The organism is Exiguobacterium sp. s26, from assembly GCF_018618235.1.
Lineage (GTDB): Bacteria > Bacillota > Bacilli > Exiguobacteriales > Exiguobacteriaceae > Exiguobacterium > Exiguobacterium chiriqhucha.
This window is the reverse complement of record NZ_JACSLS010000012.1, coordinates 1-14,214: the sequence shown is the minus strand read 5'-3', so window position 1 is coordinate 14,214 and position 14,214 is coordinate 1. Positions and strand designations below refer to the sequence as shown.

Annotated in this window: 14 protein-coding genes, 1 rRNA gene and 1 other annotated feature; all 15 genes read right to left on the bottom strand. The window is 51.6% G+C overall.

The genetic code is table 11. The features are described from left to right. Positions 1 to 111: 111 nt before the first annotated feature. Positions 112 to 639, bottom strand: coding sequence for an NYN domain-containing protein (locus KNP82_RS13620; protein WP_029594425.1), 528 nt, complete (start codon positions 637 to 639; stop codon positions 112 to 114). Next, complete coding sequence (gene rlmB / locus KNP82_RS13615; RefSeq protein WP_029594424.1) at positions 636 to 1,385, bottom strand: 23S rRNA (guanosine(2251)-2'-O)-methyltransferase RlmB; 750 nt, start codon at positions 1,383 to 1,385, stop codon at positions 636 to 638. The genes KNP82_RS13620 and rlmB overlap by 4 nt, the downstream gene beginning before the upstream one ends. 127 nt (positions 1,386 to 1,512) lie before the next feature. Then, complete coding sequence (locus KNP82_RS13610) at positions 1,513 to 1,920, bottom strand: Mini-ribonuclease 3 (protein WP_029594423.1); 408 nt, start codon at positions 1,918 to 1,920, stop codon at positions 1,513 to 1,515. Continuing rightward, positions 1,917 to 3,314, bottom strand: coding sequence for a cysteine--tRNA ligase (gene cysS, locus KNP82_RS13605; RefSeq protein WP_021066585.1), 1,398 nt, complete (start codon positions 3,312 to 3,314; stop codon positions 1,917 to 1,919). Before cysS ends, KNP82_RS13610 begins: the two co-directional genes overlap by 4 nt. After that, complete coding sequence (cysE, locus tag KNP82_RS13600) at positions 3,283 to 3,972, bottom strand: serine O-acetyltransferase (protein WP_021066584.1); 690 nt, start codon at positions 3,970 to 3,972, stop codon at positions 3,283 to 3,285. The genes cysS and cysE overlap by 32 nt, the downstream gene beginning before the upstream one ends. Positions 3,973 to 4,021: 49 nt before the next feature. Beyond that, positions 4,022 to 4,225, bottom strand: a binding site (T-box leader). Further along, positions 4,222 to 5,679 (bottom strand): glutamate--tRNA ligase, encoded by a 1,458-nt coding sequence (gene gltX / locus KNP82_RS13595; protein WP_214799956.1) that lies wholly within the window; start codon positions 5,677 to 5,679, stop codon positions 4,222 to 4,224. It overlaps the preceding feature by 4 nt. 45 nt (positions 5,680 to 5,724) lie before the next feature. Beyond that, positions 5,725 to 6,198 carry a 2-C-methyl-D-erythritol 2,4-cyclodiphosphate synthase gene (gene ispF / locus KNP82_RS13590; RefSeq protein WP_021066582.1) on the bottom strand — a complete coding sequence of 158 codons (474 nt, stop codon included), beginning with the start codon at positions 6,196 to 6,198 and terminating at the stop codon, positions 5,725 to 5,727. Next, the gene (ispD, locus tag KNP82_RS13585) at positions 6,195 to 6,875 is read right to left on the bottom strand and encodes a 2-C-methyl-D-erythritol 4-phosphate cytidylyltransferase (protein WP_214756835.1); all 681 of its coding nucleotides are present in this window, start codon (positions 6,873 to 6,875) and stop codon (positions 6,195 to 6,197) included. Before ispD ends, ispF begins: the two co-directional genes overlap by 4 nt. 58 nt (positions 6,876 to 6,933) lie before the next feature. Continuing rightward, on the bottom strand, positions 6,934 to 7,998 hold the full coding sequence (locus KNP82_RS13580; RefSeq protein WP_021066580.1) for a PIN/TRAM domain-containing protein: 1,065 nt from the start codon (positions 7,996 to 7,998) through the stop codon (positions 6,934 to 6,936). Positions 7,999 to 8,113: 115 nt separating this feature from the next. Then, positions 8,114 to 9,490, bottom strand: a complete 1,377-nt coding sequence (radA, locus tag KNP82_RS13575; RefSeq protein WP_021066579.1) for a DNA repair protein RadA — start codon at positions 9,488 to 9,490, stop codon at positions 8,114 to 8,116. 54 nt (positions 9,491 to 9,544) lie between these two features. After that, entirely contained in the window at positions 9,545 to 11,980 is a 2,436-nt protein-coding gene (gene clpC, locus KNP82_RS13570) for an ATP-dependent protease ATP-binding subunit ClpC (protein WP_029594418.1), read from the bottom strand. 24 nt (positions 11,981 to 12,004) lie between these two features. Further along, positions 12,005 to 13,048, bottom strand: a complete 1,044-nt coding sequence (locus KNP82_RS13565; RefSeq protein WP_021066577.1) for a protein arginine kinase — start codon at positions 13,046 to 13,048, stop codon at positions 12,005 to 12,007. After that, the gene (locus KNP82_RS13560) at positions 13,048 to 13,482 is read right to left on the bottom strand and encodes a UvrB/UvrC motif-containing protein (RefSeq protein ID WP_029594416.1); all 435 of its coding nucleotides are present in this window, start codon (positions 13,480 to 13,482) and stop codon (positions 13,048 to 13,050) included. The genes KNP82_RS13565 and KNP82_RS13560 overlap by 1 nt, the downstream gene beginning before the upstream one ends. A 19-nt stretch (positions 13,483 to 13,501) precedes the next feature. After that, positions 13,502 to 13,969: a CtsR family transcriptional regulator gene (locus KNP82_RS13555; protein WP_021066575.1), complete on the bottom strand. Its 468-nt coding sequence runs from the start codon at positions 13,967 to 13,969 to the stop codon at positions 13,502 to 13,504. 147 nt (positions 13,970 to 14,116) lie between these two features. After that, positions 14,117 to 14,214: ribosomal RNA gene (gene rrf / locus KNP82_RS13550) — 5S ribosomal RNA — on the bottom strand; the annotation flags it as partial.

Sequence of the window (14,214 nt, the reverse complement as noted above, 5' to 3'; positions counted from 1 at the left end):
TCGTGTAACTCATACATGTAATAGTATACAACATTTCTTTCCAAAAAAATGTCAAATTAAAAACAAAGACGAGTCCATTTCATGAACTCGTCCGTGAGTTTCGTCACCGCTTCATTTACGACGACGAATTTCTTCCAATCGGGCCCGCACATCTGGCGTGAGGTCGATTGTTTTTCGGTTGGATCGGTCCTGCTCAAGCGCCGACCGCTCTTGGGCGATTAACTGCTGCGCTTGTTTCCAATCTTTGAGCAGTTCGGCCGCGGGCACGCGGAGGGCGCCTTGACCGAAGATGACCCATTGCTCGGTGAAATCGTTCGTCGCGACGAATAACGTGACGAGACGATCATCGACGAGTTCATGGGCTCGCCGCTCAATCCATTCGTCCGCGGTCTCGTTCTCTTTCGTGTAGATGACCGCGATCCGACTCTGTTTCGCTTTCGACTCTCGTCCATAACGCATATGCGCATCGAAGACAATCGTCACTTCACGACCTGTGACCGCCTGATACTCGGCCATCGCTTCAATCAAGTCGGTACGTGCCTTCTCAAAATCGATGTCGCGCAGTTTGCGAAGGTGTGGCCAAGCGCCAATGATGTTATACCCATCCACGAGGAGCAGTTCCCGTTTCTTGATACTCATGACAATGGGTTACGTGAGCGGTGCACTTCATACAATAGAAGCGCGGCCGCGACCGAGGCGTTCAGCGATGTGACATGACCAACCATCGGCATATGGACGAGGAAGTCACACGACTCCCGCACGAGGCGGCTCATCCCTTTGCCCTCACTACCGATGACAACGACGAGCGGCATGTTCCCATCGAGGCGGCGATAATCTTGGCTCTCGCTCGCGTCCGTCCCGACGACCCATAGTCCTTTCTCTTTCAACTCTTCAAGCGTCCGCGTCAAGTTCGTGACGCGTGCGACCGGGATATACTCAATCGCACCCGTCGAGGCTTTCGCCACCGTCTGCGTCAATCCAACCGAGCGGCGCTTCGGAATGATGATTCCGTGGGCTCCGACCGCATCCGCCGTCCGAAGAATCGAACCGAGGTTGTGCGGGTCTTCGAGCTCATCGAGCAAGATGAAGAGCGGCGTTTCACCTTTCGACTCAGCGAGTGCGAACATGTCTTCAACCGACTTATATTCGTAAGCGGCGACCGCGGCGACAACGCCTTGGTGATGTTCACTGCCGGCCATCTTCTCGAGTTTCGTCTTCGGGACGAATGAGATTTGGACCGACGCCTCGTTAGCCATCCCGATGATTTGGGCGAGTGGCCCTTTCTGTTGGCCTTCCATGATGAAGACCTTGTTCATGTCACGTCCGCTCCGGAGTGCTTCCATGACCGGGTTGCGCCCGTATAAAAAATCGATTCCTTCTTCCATCACATCGACTTCTTGGTAGTCCGGACGTTCTAGTTTCTGACGTTGCGGACGGTCGTTCCGTTCACCACGTGGGCGGTCATTCCGTTCGCCGCGTGGACGATCGAATGAGCGTTGCTCCCTTGCTCCGTCATGTCGTTTCGAATGACTCGGTTTCGAGCCATGCGAACGCTTGTTCGATGAGTTCTTCAAGACGATCCCTTCTTTCCATTAGATATGTGTAACCAATCAATGCTTCGAATGCGGTCGAGTAGCGATACGTATGAACATCTGTCCGCTTTGGGATTGAACCAGATTTCGCGTTCTTCCCGCGGCGGACAACGGCCGTTTCATCTTCGCTCAAGATGCCTGTCTCGAGCCAGTGGGTCACGACCCCAGCCTGGGCGCCCGCATTTACGTAGCGAATGGCGCCGCGGTGGAGATCGTTCGGCTTCGTCATCCCTTGTCCGAGCAGTCGTTTGCGTACCGCCATCTCATAGACGGCGTCCCCCATATAGGCGAGGGCGAGAGCGTTCAGTTGAGGAGCCTGTTGCTTCATAACCGCTTCCACCGCACCCCTTGGGCCGTATCTTCGAGTTGAATGTTCTGGTCTTTCAAGAGGTCACGAATCTCATCGGCACGCGCGAAGTTTCGCTCCGCCCGGGCCGTGTTCCGCTCTTGAATCAATTGATCGATTTCCGCGTCAAGCAATTCCACTTCGTTCGCAATCGTTAAACCGAGCACGCCCGTCAACTCTTCGAACAAGGCGATCACGTGTTCCAACGTCGTTTTCGAGACGTGGTCCGCCTTTGCGTAGATATTGGCTTCACGCGCCAAGTCGAATAAGACCGTCACCGCGTTCGCCGTATTGATATCATCATCCATCGCTTCGATGAATGTGGTTTTAATTGTCGCGAGCTTGCGTTCCATCGCTTCACTCGGTTCTTCAAGACCAGCTGTGACCGACAGGCGGTACGCGACGTTTTGGTATGCTTCCTTGATGCGATCCCATCCGTTCGCCGCTTGTTCAATCAACTCACGACTGTAGTTGATCGGATGGCGATAATGGACCGACAACATGAAGAAGCGGAGCACCATCGCATCGACTTCTTTCAACGCCTCATGGACGAGTAGGAAGTTGCCGAGCGATTTGGACATCTTCTCGTTCTCGATATTGATGAATCCGTTATGCAGCCAATAGTTGGCGAACTTCGTATGGTTGCACGCCTCCGATTGGGCAATCTCGTTCTCGTGGTGCGGGAACTTCAAGTCATGGCCCCCGGCGTGAATGTCGATCGTCGTGCCAAGGTGTTTTTTCGCCATCGCTGAACACTCGATGTGCCAGCCTGGACGACCTTGTCCCCATGGACTCTCCCATGCCGGCTCACCTGGTTTCGCGGCTTTCCACAAGACGAAATCGAGCGGGTCTTCTTTCTTTTCCCCGACGTCGACACGTGATCCCGCGCGTAAGTCTTCAATCGACTGCTGGCTCAATTTGCCATACGTCTCAAACTTACGCGTCCGGAAATAGACGTCCCCGCCTGCTTCATACGCAAAGTCCTGCGTCTCGAGTTCGCGGATGAATGTGATAATCTCTTCCATCGTGTCCGTGACACGTGGATGGACGTCCGCCGGCAATACGTTCAAGGCACCCGTGTCTGCCAAATACGCGTCGATATACCGATTCGTCAACGTACCGACGTCTTCTCCGAGCTCATTGGCGGTCCGAATGATTTTATCGTCGACATCTGTAAAGTTGAGGACGTATTTGACGTCATAGCCTCGATACGTCAAGTAGCGGCGGACCGTATCAAAGGCAATCGCTGGACGAGCATTGCCGACGTGAATGTAATTGTAAACGGTCGGTCCACATACATACATCGACACTTTCCCAGGTACGATTGGTACAAACGGCTCTTTTTTATTCGTGAGGCTGTTGTAAAACTGAATCATGTGTATTCTCCTCCATCCGTTTCTCTAATGAAGCAAGTTTGTCTTCTAGCTGAGCGACGGCACGTTCCAGCCGCTCTTGGCACTCGCGGTCCGGGTCGGGGAAGCGGTGATCGAGATCATGCTGCTTAACCCGTTCGCCGTTCCGGATGACGACCCGGCCTGGAATCCCGACGACCGTCGAGTCGGATGGGACGTCTTTTAAAACGACAGAACTCGCCCCGATTTTGACGCAATCGCCAATCGTGATATTGCCGAGCACTTTCGCCCCGGCAGAGATGAGGACATCATTCCCGATCGTCGGGTGACGTTTCCCTTTCTCTTTTCCCGTTCCGCCGAGCGTCACGCCCTGATAAATCGTTACATTGTTACCGATAATCGCCGTCTCACCAATGACGATGCCAAACCCGTGATCGATAAAGAGACGTTCACCGATGACCGCACCGGGATGAATCTCAATTCCCGTCAACCAACGGCTCGTCTGCGCGATTAACTTCGCCATTAACTTGACTTTGCGCGTCCATAGACCGTGCGCGATTCGATGTGCCCACAGGGCGTGTAACCCTGGATAGGTCAAGACGACCTCTATTTTTGATCTTGCGGCCGGGTCGAGTTCGAGCACGTTTCGTATATCGGCGCTCACACTTTTCCAAAATCCCATAATTGTTCTCCTTTTCCATATCAAAAACAAAGACGCCCCTGTGCCAAGGCACAGAGACGCCGTAAGCGCGGTTCCACTCTGTTTGGGAAAGTTCCCCTCTCATGTCTCGTTAACGCCGAGTCGCGGTCCCGACTACGTATCGCCGGAACGGCTCCGAGGTGCACTTCGACGGGGGACGCTTCTAGAACTTCCAGCCTAGGTTCTAGTCTCTGTTAAGTGTCATACCGCTTACTTTCCTCATCGTTGCCTTTAAGCTAATAATGTTGTGAGACGTGCCAAGACACGCTCTTTGCCAATTAGTGAAATGGCGTTCGGAAGCTCTGGTCCGTGCGTCTGCCCGGTCGTCGCGACCCGGATCGGCATGAACAAGTTCTTTCCTTTTTGGCCAGTCGCCTTTTGTGTCGTTTTCGTCGCTGCTTTGACGGCTTCCGGTGTGAAGTCTTCGATTGCTTCAAGTTGAGCCTTGAATTCGGCGAGGACAGCCGGTACCGTTTCTCCAGCGAGGACCGCATTGGCCTCTTCGTCGTATTCGACCTCGTCTTTAAAGAACAGGTCCGTCAACGTCACGATTTCAGCACCGTGTGTCATTTGTTCTTTATAGAGGGCGATCAACGCTGTCGCCCAATCGGCTTGTTCCATCGACAAGGCGTTCGGTAAACGTCCTGCTTCTTGTAAGAATGGTAAACTGAGTGCCACCACTTCGTCAAGCGAAGCCTGTTTCATATAGACGCTGTTGATCCAAGCAAGCTTCTGTTGGTCAAAGACGGCCGGGCTCTTCGACAAACGACTCGCATCAAACATCTCGATGAACGCTTCTTTCGTGAAGATCTCCTCTTCTCCGACCGGCGACCAACCGAGGAGCGAGATGAAGTTAAAGAGTGCCCCTGGAAGGTATCCGAGATCAGCGTATTGTTCGATAAACTGAATGATCGACTCATCACGCTTCGATAACTTCTTATGGTTCTCGTTATAAATCAATGTCATATGACCAAACGCCGGATAGTCCCAACCGAGTGCGTCATAGATCATCATCTGTTTCGGTGTGTTGGCGATATGATCATCCCCGCGCAAGACGTGGCTGATTTTCATCAAGTGATCGTCGACGACGACAGCGAAGTTGTACGTCGGGATGCCGTCCTGTTTGACGATGACCCAGTCGCCGAAGTCTTTCGACTCGAACGAGACGTCGCCTTTGACGACATCGGTCCACTTGTATGTGACCGACTCTGGTACACGAATCCGAATCGACGGTTTACGTCCTTCGGCTTCGAACGCAGCTTGCTCTTCGTCGCTCAAGTTACGATGTGCACCCGAATACCGCGGTGCCTCGCCGCGTGCGATTTGAGCCTCACGCTCCGCCTCGAGTTCTTCAGACGTCATATAGCATTTATAGGCGAGTCCGTTGTCCATCAACTCGTTCACATATTTATTGTAAAGGTCGAGTCGTTCCATTTGGAAGTAAGGACCATGATCGCCGCCGCGACCTGGACCTTCATCCCAATCGATTCCGAGCCATTCCAAATACTTCATCTGACTCTCGACACCGTTTTCCACGTTCCGCTTTTGGTCCGTGTCCTCGATTCGGAGAATCATCTTCCCGCCGGCATGGCGAGCATACAAATAGTTAAATAGCGCGGTCCGGGCGTTCCCAATATGAAGGTGACCCGTCGGACTCGGCGCATAGCGTACGCGCACTTCACTCATAATATTTCCACCTTTCTTCTCTTCTGCCCAAATAGTATACCACTTTTGTCAAGCGCGGTTGAGCAGGATGACCGCCTGGGCGGCAATTCCTTCTTCACGTCCGGTGAAGCCTAGCTTTTCAGTCGTCGTCGCTTTGACGTTCACTTGGCTGATGTCTGCCTCGAGCAACTCGGCGATGACCGCTCGCATATCGTCGATGTACGTGCGAAGCTTTGGCCGCTCCGCCATCACTGTCGCATCGACGTTGCCGAGCACATAGCCTTCCGCTTTGACGAGTTGCCAGACGTGCTGCAACAACACTTTCGAGTCCGCGTCCTTAAATTCCGGGTCCGTATCCGGGAAATGCTTGCCGATATCCCCCGCCGCAATCGCTCCGAGCGCTGCATCGGCAATCGTATGCAACAAGACGTCCGCATCCGAGTGGCCAAGCAGGCCGCGGTCGTGTGGAATCTCGATTCCCCCTAAAATGAGCGGACGCCCTTCGGCGAACGCATGTACATCAAATCCTTGTCCGATTCTCATCGATAGTCCTCCTTCGTTAAAATCGCTTCACCAAATAATAAATCTTCCGGGGTCGTCATTTTAATGTTGTGGTAATCCCCCGGGATAATCATCACCCGTTGCCCGGTCCATTCGAATAGACTGGCATCATCCGTCCCGATAAAACGAGCAGCTTCTGCCCGCTCATGGGCGGCTTGAATGGCGCCTGCCGGAAACGCTTGGGGCGTCTGCGCCAACCATAGTGCCTCACGCGGCACCGTCTGCGTGATGTGTCCGTCCATCACTTGTTTCACCGTATCTTTGACCGGAACAGCGAGAATCGCCCCTGCCGTCTTGGCCGCTTCGGCGATGGCATGAAGTTGGTCAAGGCGCACAAATGGCCGTGCCCCGTCATGAATCAAGACGACATCTTCGGGATTGACGACTTGCAATCCGGCTCGAACGCTCTGTTGTCGTTCTTCCCCACCCGTCACATATGTAATCGGGGTTTGGACATGACGCAACTGCTGCTCGAACCACGCTTGCTCCTCAGGACGCACCGCGAGCACGATGCGCGAGCACCATGCATCTCTCGCGAACGCTGCCACGGTCCACACGATAATCGGTTTTCCTTGCAGCGTCAGCATCAACTTATTCTCATCGGCTCCCATCCGCTTTCCTTTTCCTGCGGCCGGAATGACAACCGTATAGCGTACCATTCCATTCACCCCTTTTCGCGAAAAAAGAGAGCGCCGATGCGTCTCTTTTTCCACTTATTTATTCAGGACGAGCAAAAATCATGCGGCCAGCCGACGTCTGAAGCACGCTCGTGACGACAACAGGTAACGTCTTCGAGATCAGCTTGCGCCCACCTTCAACGACGACCATCGTGCCATCTTCGAGATAGGCGACACCTTGATTTTGTTCTTTTCCTTCTTTAATGACCGTCACGACCATCTCTTCTCCTGGAATGACGATCTGTTTGACCGAGTTGGCCAAATCGTTAATGTTCAATACTGGGACGTTCCGAACTTCACACACTTTGTTCAAGTTGTAGTCGTTCGTGACGACGATGCCTTTTTTCAATTCGGCCAACTTGATCAATTTGATATCTACTTCGGCGACGTCTTCAAAGTCCCCATCGTAGATTTCCACTTCGATCCGGTCGTTGTCTTGTAACTCTTTTAAAATATCAAGACCGCGACGGCCCCGGTTACGCTTCAGCGTATCCGACGAGTCCGCAATATATTGAAGCTCACCGATGACGAACTGCGGCACGATGAGTGTCCCTTCGATGAAACCGGTCTTCGAGATATCAGCGATTCGACCATCGATGATGACGCTCGTATCCAAAATTTTATCGTTAGAGCGGCGCAATGGTTCCGCGGCCGGCTTCTCTCGTTCACTTTTGACGAACAGTTTAATCCATTCATTCCGCTTCCGGTAACCGACGGCAAAGCCGAAGTAACCGAACAGAGCGGTCACAAAAATCGGTACAATCTTGCTGAGCAAGAAGATATTCGTCACTTCTAACGAGACGCTGATCAAAAAGGCGATCAACAAACCAATAATCAATCCGATTGAGCCAAACAAAATATCGCCGACCGGCAAACGGACAAGCCGTTCTTCGATAAAACGGATAAATTTAACGACCCCATCGGTCAAGAACAAACTAAGAATGAAGAAGATAAGTCCACCAATCAAACTAGCAACGTAAGGAATCGTCAACCAAGCCGGTACACTCACACCAAGGTCGCCTAATAGCAACATCGCTTCGATAATTCCAAACCAACCGACGACGAGTCCGATCAATATAAATCCGATTCGTACAGCAATCTTCACTCATTCCACCTCCTTCATTATGAATTAAAATTTCAAGAAATTAACACTTTCATTGTAACACGGTTCTTTTGAAAGCGTTCGTTACAAAGCGTTAAAAACTGCCGGAAGCGCCCCGTCAGAACGGGATAGCGAGTTGGAGCGCTTCATCGACAGTACTGACACCGACGACATCGATACCAGGCGGGGCTGTCCAGCCCCCGAGGTTGTTTTTCGGAATGATGGCCCGGGTGAAACCAAGCTTGGCCGCTTCAGCGACACGTTGCTCAATCCGTGACACCCGCCGTACCTCACCGGTCAATCCGACTTCGCCGATACATACATCCGTCGGACGGGTCGGACGGTCCCGGAAGCTTGATGCGATCGAAATACAAATGGCCAAGTCGATGGCCGGTTCGTCCAATTTAACGCCCCCGGCCGCCTTCAAATAAGCGTCTTGCGTTTGGAGCAAGAGACCCGAACGCTTCTCGAGCACAGCCATGAGAAGGGCGACCCGGTTCTGGTCAATCCCGGTCGCCATCCGGCGCGGGTTCCCGAACGAGGTCGGCGAGATGAGCGCCTGTAACTCGACGAGCACGGTCCGCGTCCCTTCCATCGATGCGACGACGGTGGAGCCCGAGACGCCAGCAGTTCGTTCTTCCAGGAAGATTTCAGACGGATTGAGCACTTCTTCGAGCCCGCCTTCTTTCATTTCAAAGATGCCAATCTCGTTCGTCGAACCGAACCGATTTTTGACGGCCCGTAAAATTCGGAATGTATGGTGACGCTCCCCTTCGAAGTAAAGGACCGCATCCACCATGTGCTCGAGCAGACGAGGACCGGCAATCGAACCTTGTTTCGTCACGTGACCGACGATAAAGACGGCCACTCCTCGCGTTTTAGCGATTTTCATGAGCGCCGCTGTACATTCTCGGACTTGAGCGACACTACCTGGCGCTGATTGAATTTCATCCATATAAACGGTTTGAATCGAGTCGATGATGACGAACCCCGGTTCTTCTTCATCGATGACTCGTTCAATCATCAACATGTCCGTCTCTGCGAGGACATATAAGTCTTCAGTCGGCAGACCGAGCCGTTCGGCTCGGAGTTTCGTCTGTTTGAGCGATTCTTCCCCGGAAATATAGAGCACTTTCCGTCCACTATGTGCCAAATGGGCACTCACTTGAAGCAGAATCGTCGACTTCCCGATTCCCGGGTCCCCACCGACGAGGACGAGCGAGCCCGGGACAATCCCGCCCCCAAGCACACGGTCAAACTCTTGACTATTCGTATGGACGCGCGTCTCTTCTTGCGATACGACGTCCGACAGACGTTCTGGCTTCAACTGTCTCGAGGAGCTATGGACGAATGCGGCCCCCCGCTTCGCCTTTTTCTCTTCGACAAATTCTTCGACGAGCGTATTCCACTCGTTACAACCTGGGCAACGTCCCATCCATTTTGCGGATTCGTATCCGCATGACTGACATACGTACTTCGTTTTAATTTTTGCCATGATGTTCCTTTCCGTCTAAAAAAGCCCCCTCACACGAGAGAGGGAGCCTTGTAGTTACTGAACGACACCTTCATTACGGACGACGAATTCGCCATCTTGTACATCGAGCGCCACTTTGCTGCCTTTTGTGATGCTGCCACTGAGCATCGCTTCTGAGAGTCGGTCCTCAACCTCACGCTGGAGCGCACGGCGGAGTGGACGAGCCCCGTATTCCGGATCGTACCCGACTTCGGCGATTTTCTCGAGCGCCGATTCCGTCAAGCTGAAATCAATCCCTTGTTCCCCGAGACGTTTTGTAAGTGTCTCGGCCATAAGTTTGACGATTTCTTGGATGTGTTCTTTTTGGAGCGAGTGGAAGACGGTGATTTCGTCAATCCGGTTCAAGAACTCAGGACGGAACGCCTTCTTCAACTCTTCCATAACTTTATCTTTCATTTCCGTATATTCACGCTTCACGTCATCTTCAACCGTGAACCCGACGTACTTGTTCCGTTTGAGCGCTGCCGCACCGACGTTTGACGTCATGATGATGACCGTGTTCCGGAAGTCGACCGTACGCCCTTTCGAGTCGGTCAAGCGACCGTCATCGAGCACTTGGAGCAAGATGTTGAACACTTCAGGGTGAGCCTTTTCAATCTCATCAAGCAAGATGACCGAATATGGTTTGCGGCGAACTTTCTCTGTCAATTGACCGCCCTCTTCATAACCGACGTAACCTGGAGGCGATCCAACGAGACGACTCGTCGCGTGTTTCTCCATGTACTCCGACATGTCGATTCGGATGATGGCGTCTTCGTCACCGAACAACGCTTCAGCTACAGCACGAGCCAGCTCGGTTTTCCCGACACCAGTTGGTCCGAGGAAGACGAACGAACCAATCGGACGTTTCGGATCTTTCAATCCAGCACGTGCTCGGCGAATCGCCCGCGAAATCGATTTAACGGCTTCATCTTGACCGATGACTCGGCCGTGGAGAATTGATTCGAGTTTGAGGAGACGGTCTGTCTCTTCTTCAGCAATCTTCGTCACAGGTACTCCTGTCCAGTTGGCGACGACTTGCGCGATGTCTTCTTTCGTTACTTCGAGTTTTTCGTTCCCTTGCTTATTCTGCCATTCCGATTTGAGCTGTTCGAGTTCATCTCGAAGTTTCTGTTCGGTATCGCGTAGTGAGGCAGCCTTCTCGAACTCTTGACTCTGTACAGCCGAATCTTTTTCTTTGCGAATCGACTCAAGACGAGCCTCGAGTTCTTTCAAGTTCGGCGGTGCCGTGAATGAGCGAAGTCTTACTTTCGAAGCAGCCTCATCGACGAGGTCGATCGCTTTATCTGGAAGGAAGCGGTCCGAGATGTAGCGGTCCGAGAGAACAACGGCCTCATGAATCGCTTCATCTGTGATTGTGACGCGATGGTGCGCTTCGTAACGGTCACGTAACCCGAAGAGAATTTGTTCTGCCTCATCCGTCGTCGGTTCATTGACTTGAATTGGTTGGAAGCGACGTTCGAGCGCGGCATCCTTCTCGATATATTTACGATACTCATCGAGTGTCGTCGCACCGATACATTGAAGTTCGCCACGTGCGAGTGACGGTTTCAAGATATTCGATGCATCGATGGCGCCTTCTGCACCCCCAGCACCAATTAACGTATGCAACTCGTCAATGAAAAGAATGACGTTCCCAGCTTGGCGAATCTCATCCATCACTTTTTTCAAACGATCTTCAAATTCACCGCGGTACTTCGTTCCAGCGACGAGTGTACCCATATCGAGCACCATGACGCGTTTATTCCGAAGTGTTTCCGGTACTTCATTGTTGATGATCTGTTGGGCGAGCCCTTCGACGACTGCCGTCTTCCCGACCCCTGGTTCCCCGATGAGGACCGGGTTGTTTTTCGTCCGGCGTGATAACACTTCGATGACACGTTGAATTTCGCCTGAGCGACCGATGACCGGATCAAGACGGGATTCTCGCGCTTGCTGTGTCAAGTCACGAGCTAAGCCATCAAGCGTCGGTGTAGCAGCACTTGTACCTGGTTGTGATGCATTAGCTGACGACTCAGTGTTTCCTAAGAGCTGGAGCACTTGCTGACGCGCCTTCGTCAAGCTGATCCCAAGGTTGTTCAAGACTCGAGCTGCTACCCCTTCTCCTTCGCGAATGACGCCGAGGAGAATGTGTTCAGTCCCGACATAAGAGTGACCAAGTTTCCGTGCTTCATCCATCGATAGCTCAATCACTTTTTTCGCACGTGGCGTATAGTGAATCGTCGATCCGTTTTCTGAACCTCGTCCGATGAGTGCCTCCACTTCTTGCTGAATCTTTTCAGACGTAAGTCCGAGAGCGAACAGTGCCTTAGCGGCAATCCCTTCTCCCTCGCGAACAAGTCCGAGTAAAATGTGCTCCGTACCGATATTATGATGGCCAAGCCGTACTGCTTCCTCTTGTGCTAAAGCTAATACGCGCTGAGCTCGTTCTGTAAATCGACCAAACATCATTGACAAAACCTCCTTAAAGTTGGATCAAACTAACCCATGATCTAACGTTCGACGAACGAGCGTCGCACGTTCGCGATCTCGTTCTTTCGTAGATAATGTTTTCCCGAAATGCTTTTGTAGGAAACCTGATTGAAGCTTTACAATCAATTCGTGAAACTGAGGTGGACTCCAATCCGATAAAATACCCAGGTCACTCGCCAAGTGAAGATCGGATAGGCGTTCGACAGCTTCTGTTGACGATAGCAGTTTTGCATAGCGTAAAATCCCATACGAGCGATAAAACTGATCTTCTAACTCGTCCTGGTTGCGAGCCAATAACTCTTCGCGGGCTTGTCGCTCTGCCTGAATGACTTGTTCCGTAATCTCCATGAAGTCGGTTAACAGTTGGGTTTCATGGCTCCCTAACGTGCGTTGGTTCGATAATTGGAACAGTCGCCCCGCCGCATCACTGCCTTCCCCGTAACGTCCCCGAATCGTATATCCGAGCTTCCGAAGTTCTTTTAGAATAGGAGTTATCCGTCCGGTCAACGTCAATCCTGGCAGATGAAGCATCACCGAGGCTCGTAAACCCGTCCCGATATTACTCGGACATGTTGTCAAATAACCTAGCTGTTCATCAAATGCGTAAGGAAGGGACTCCCCACAGAGAGCATCGACACGTCTTGCCAGTTCGAAAGCCTCTTCTACTTGATAACCTGGGAGTAGAGTTTGAATTCGTAAATGGTCTTCTTCATTGATGAGTACGCTGATCGTCTCATCATCACTTAAAAAGACGGCACTTTGTTCTTTCGCGGCAATCGTAGGGCTAATCAAATGCTTTTCAACGAGCGCTTGTCGGGTCACCTGATCATAAGCACCCATATGCAAATACTCAAAACCTTGCAATCCTCCAAGTGACGCTTCAATCCGTTCACAAAGTTGTTGCTGTCCTTCCTCCGATAATACAGGAGAAAAGACGGTGTCTTTTAAATTGCGCGCTAGACGAATGCGAGTCGAGATGACCAAATCATCTAACTTGGCTCGCTCTCTCATTTTAGGACCAAGTGGATGTTTAAGATAAGACTCCATCACGCCTCACCTCGCCCTTTCAATTGATTGATTTCTTTTTTCAGCCTGGCTGCGCGTTCATAATCTTCTTGTTCGACGGCTCGTTCCAACTCCCCTGCTAACTTTGCAAGTCGCTCTTCGATTCGCTCGTCGGGAGTCCGTAACGCATCTGGCATCGAACCTACATGTTCATCATGGCCTTGTTGATACTGACGTGTGATTTTAATCAATTCTTCGCGAAAGACGGTATAACAAGTGGTACAGCCCGCTTTTCGAAGATGAGCTAATTCAGTTTGTGTCAATTGACAGCCCGGGCACCGTTTCACAGCTGGTACGTAACCTGCCATCAGTTCAACTGTACATTGACGACATAGTCGTCTCGTCACCGGTATCCCGTTCTCGACTACTTGGATCTCATTGATGGCAGGTCGCCGTTTGCATCGTTCGCATAACATCTCTTTATGCCTCCGTCGGTCAATGGTAACTAAGTAACTTCATTAATGCGAGTAACTGTTGTCTTCGAATCAAGTGACGATCGTCAGCGTGTAACCCAAGCGCTTCATCAGACAATAAATGATACAACAAGCGCACTTCCCGCTCACTCAACATCCCTTCTTCAAATAAGCGAATCAAGATGTTCTCGACAAGCTGTTCGGAAAGACGAGGATGGTCTTGTAAAATATCCATCAAGCTGACCAACACGTCTTGCTTTTCATGTAAAATTACGCGGCGAATGCGAATATATCCCCCGCCCCCACGCTTACTTTCGACAAGATAGCCCTTCTCGACCGTAAAGCGCGTATTAATGACGTAGTTGATTTGAGACGGAACACATTCGAAACGCTTGGCAATATCTTGCCGTTTAATCTCGATTGCTTCGGCCTGGCTCTCCTTCAGCACTTGTTTTAAATACTGTTCGATTACATCCGATATGTTTCTCATCTCCACCACCCTCTGACCATCTTTGACTTTTGACTATATTCTATCATTGATTCAAAAAAAGGCAAACGAAAAGCGATGTCGCAACTGCGACACCGCTTTAAACAGAAAAAAGACGACCGAGCGGATGCTCGATCGTCTTTCGCGTTGGCCTGGCAACGTCCTATCCTCACAGGGGGAGACCCCCAACTACTTTCGGCGCTGAAGCGCTTAACTTCCGTGTTCGGCATGGGAACGGGTGTGGCCGC

Bases quoted from the DNA above. Each gene is read 5' to 3' on its own strand.
- KNP82_RS13620 (WP_029594425.1), bottom strand. From the start codon at position 639: ATGAGTATCAAGAAACGGGAACTGCTCCTCGTGGATGGGTATAACATC.
- rlmB (WP_029594424.1), bottom strand. From the start codon at position 1,385: ATGGAAGAAGGAATCGATTTTTTATACGGGCGCAACCCGGTCATGGAA.
- KNP82_RS13610 (WP_029594423.1), bottom strand. From the start codon at position 1,920: ATGAAGCAACAGGCTCCTCAACTGAACGCTCTCGCCCTCGCCTATATG.
- cysS (WP_021066585.1), bottom strand. From the start codon at position 3,314: ATGATTCAGTTTTACAACAGCCTCACGAATAAAAAAGAGCCGTTTGTA.
- cysE (WP_021066584.1), bottom strand. From the start codon at position 3,972: ATGGGATTTTGGAAAAGTGTGAGCGCCGATATACGAAACGTGCTCGAA.
- ispF (WP_021066582.1), bottom strand. From the start codon at position 6,198: ATGAGAATCGGACAAGGATTTGATGTACATGCGTTCGCCGAAGGGCGT.
- ispD (WP_214756835.1), bottom strand. From the start codon at position 6,875: ATGGTACGCTATACGGTTGTCATTCCGGCCGCAGGAAAAGGAAAGCGG.
- radA (WP_021066579.1), bottom strand. From the start codon at position 9,490: ATGGCAAAAATTAAAACGAAGTACGTATGTCAGTCATGCGGATACGAA.
- clpC (WP_029594418.1), bottom strand. From the start codon at position 11,980: ATGATGTTTGGTCGATTTACAGAACGAGCTCAGCGCGTATTAGCTTTA.
- KNP82_RS13565 (WP_021066577.1), bottom strand. From the start codon at position 13,048: ATGGAGTCTTATCTTAAACATCCACTTGGTCCTAAAATGAGAGAGCGA.
- KNP82_RS13560 (WP_029594416.1), bottom strand. From the start codon at position 13,482: ATGTTATGCGAACGATGCAAACGGCGACCTGCCATCAATGAGATCCAA.
- KNP82_RS13555 (WP_021066575.1), bottom strand. From the start codon at position 13,969: ATGAGAAACATATCGGATGTAATCGAACAGTATTTAAAACAAGTGCTG.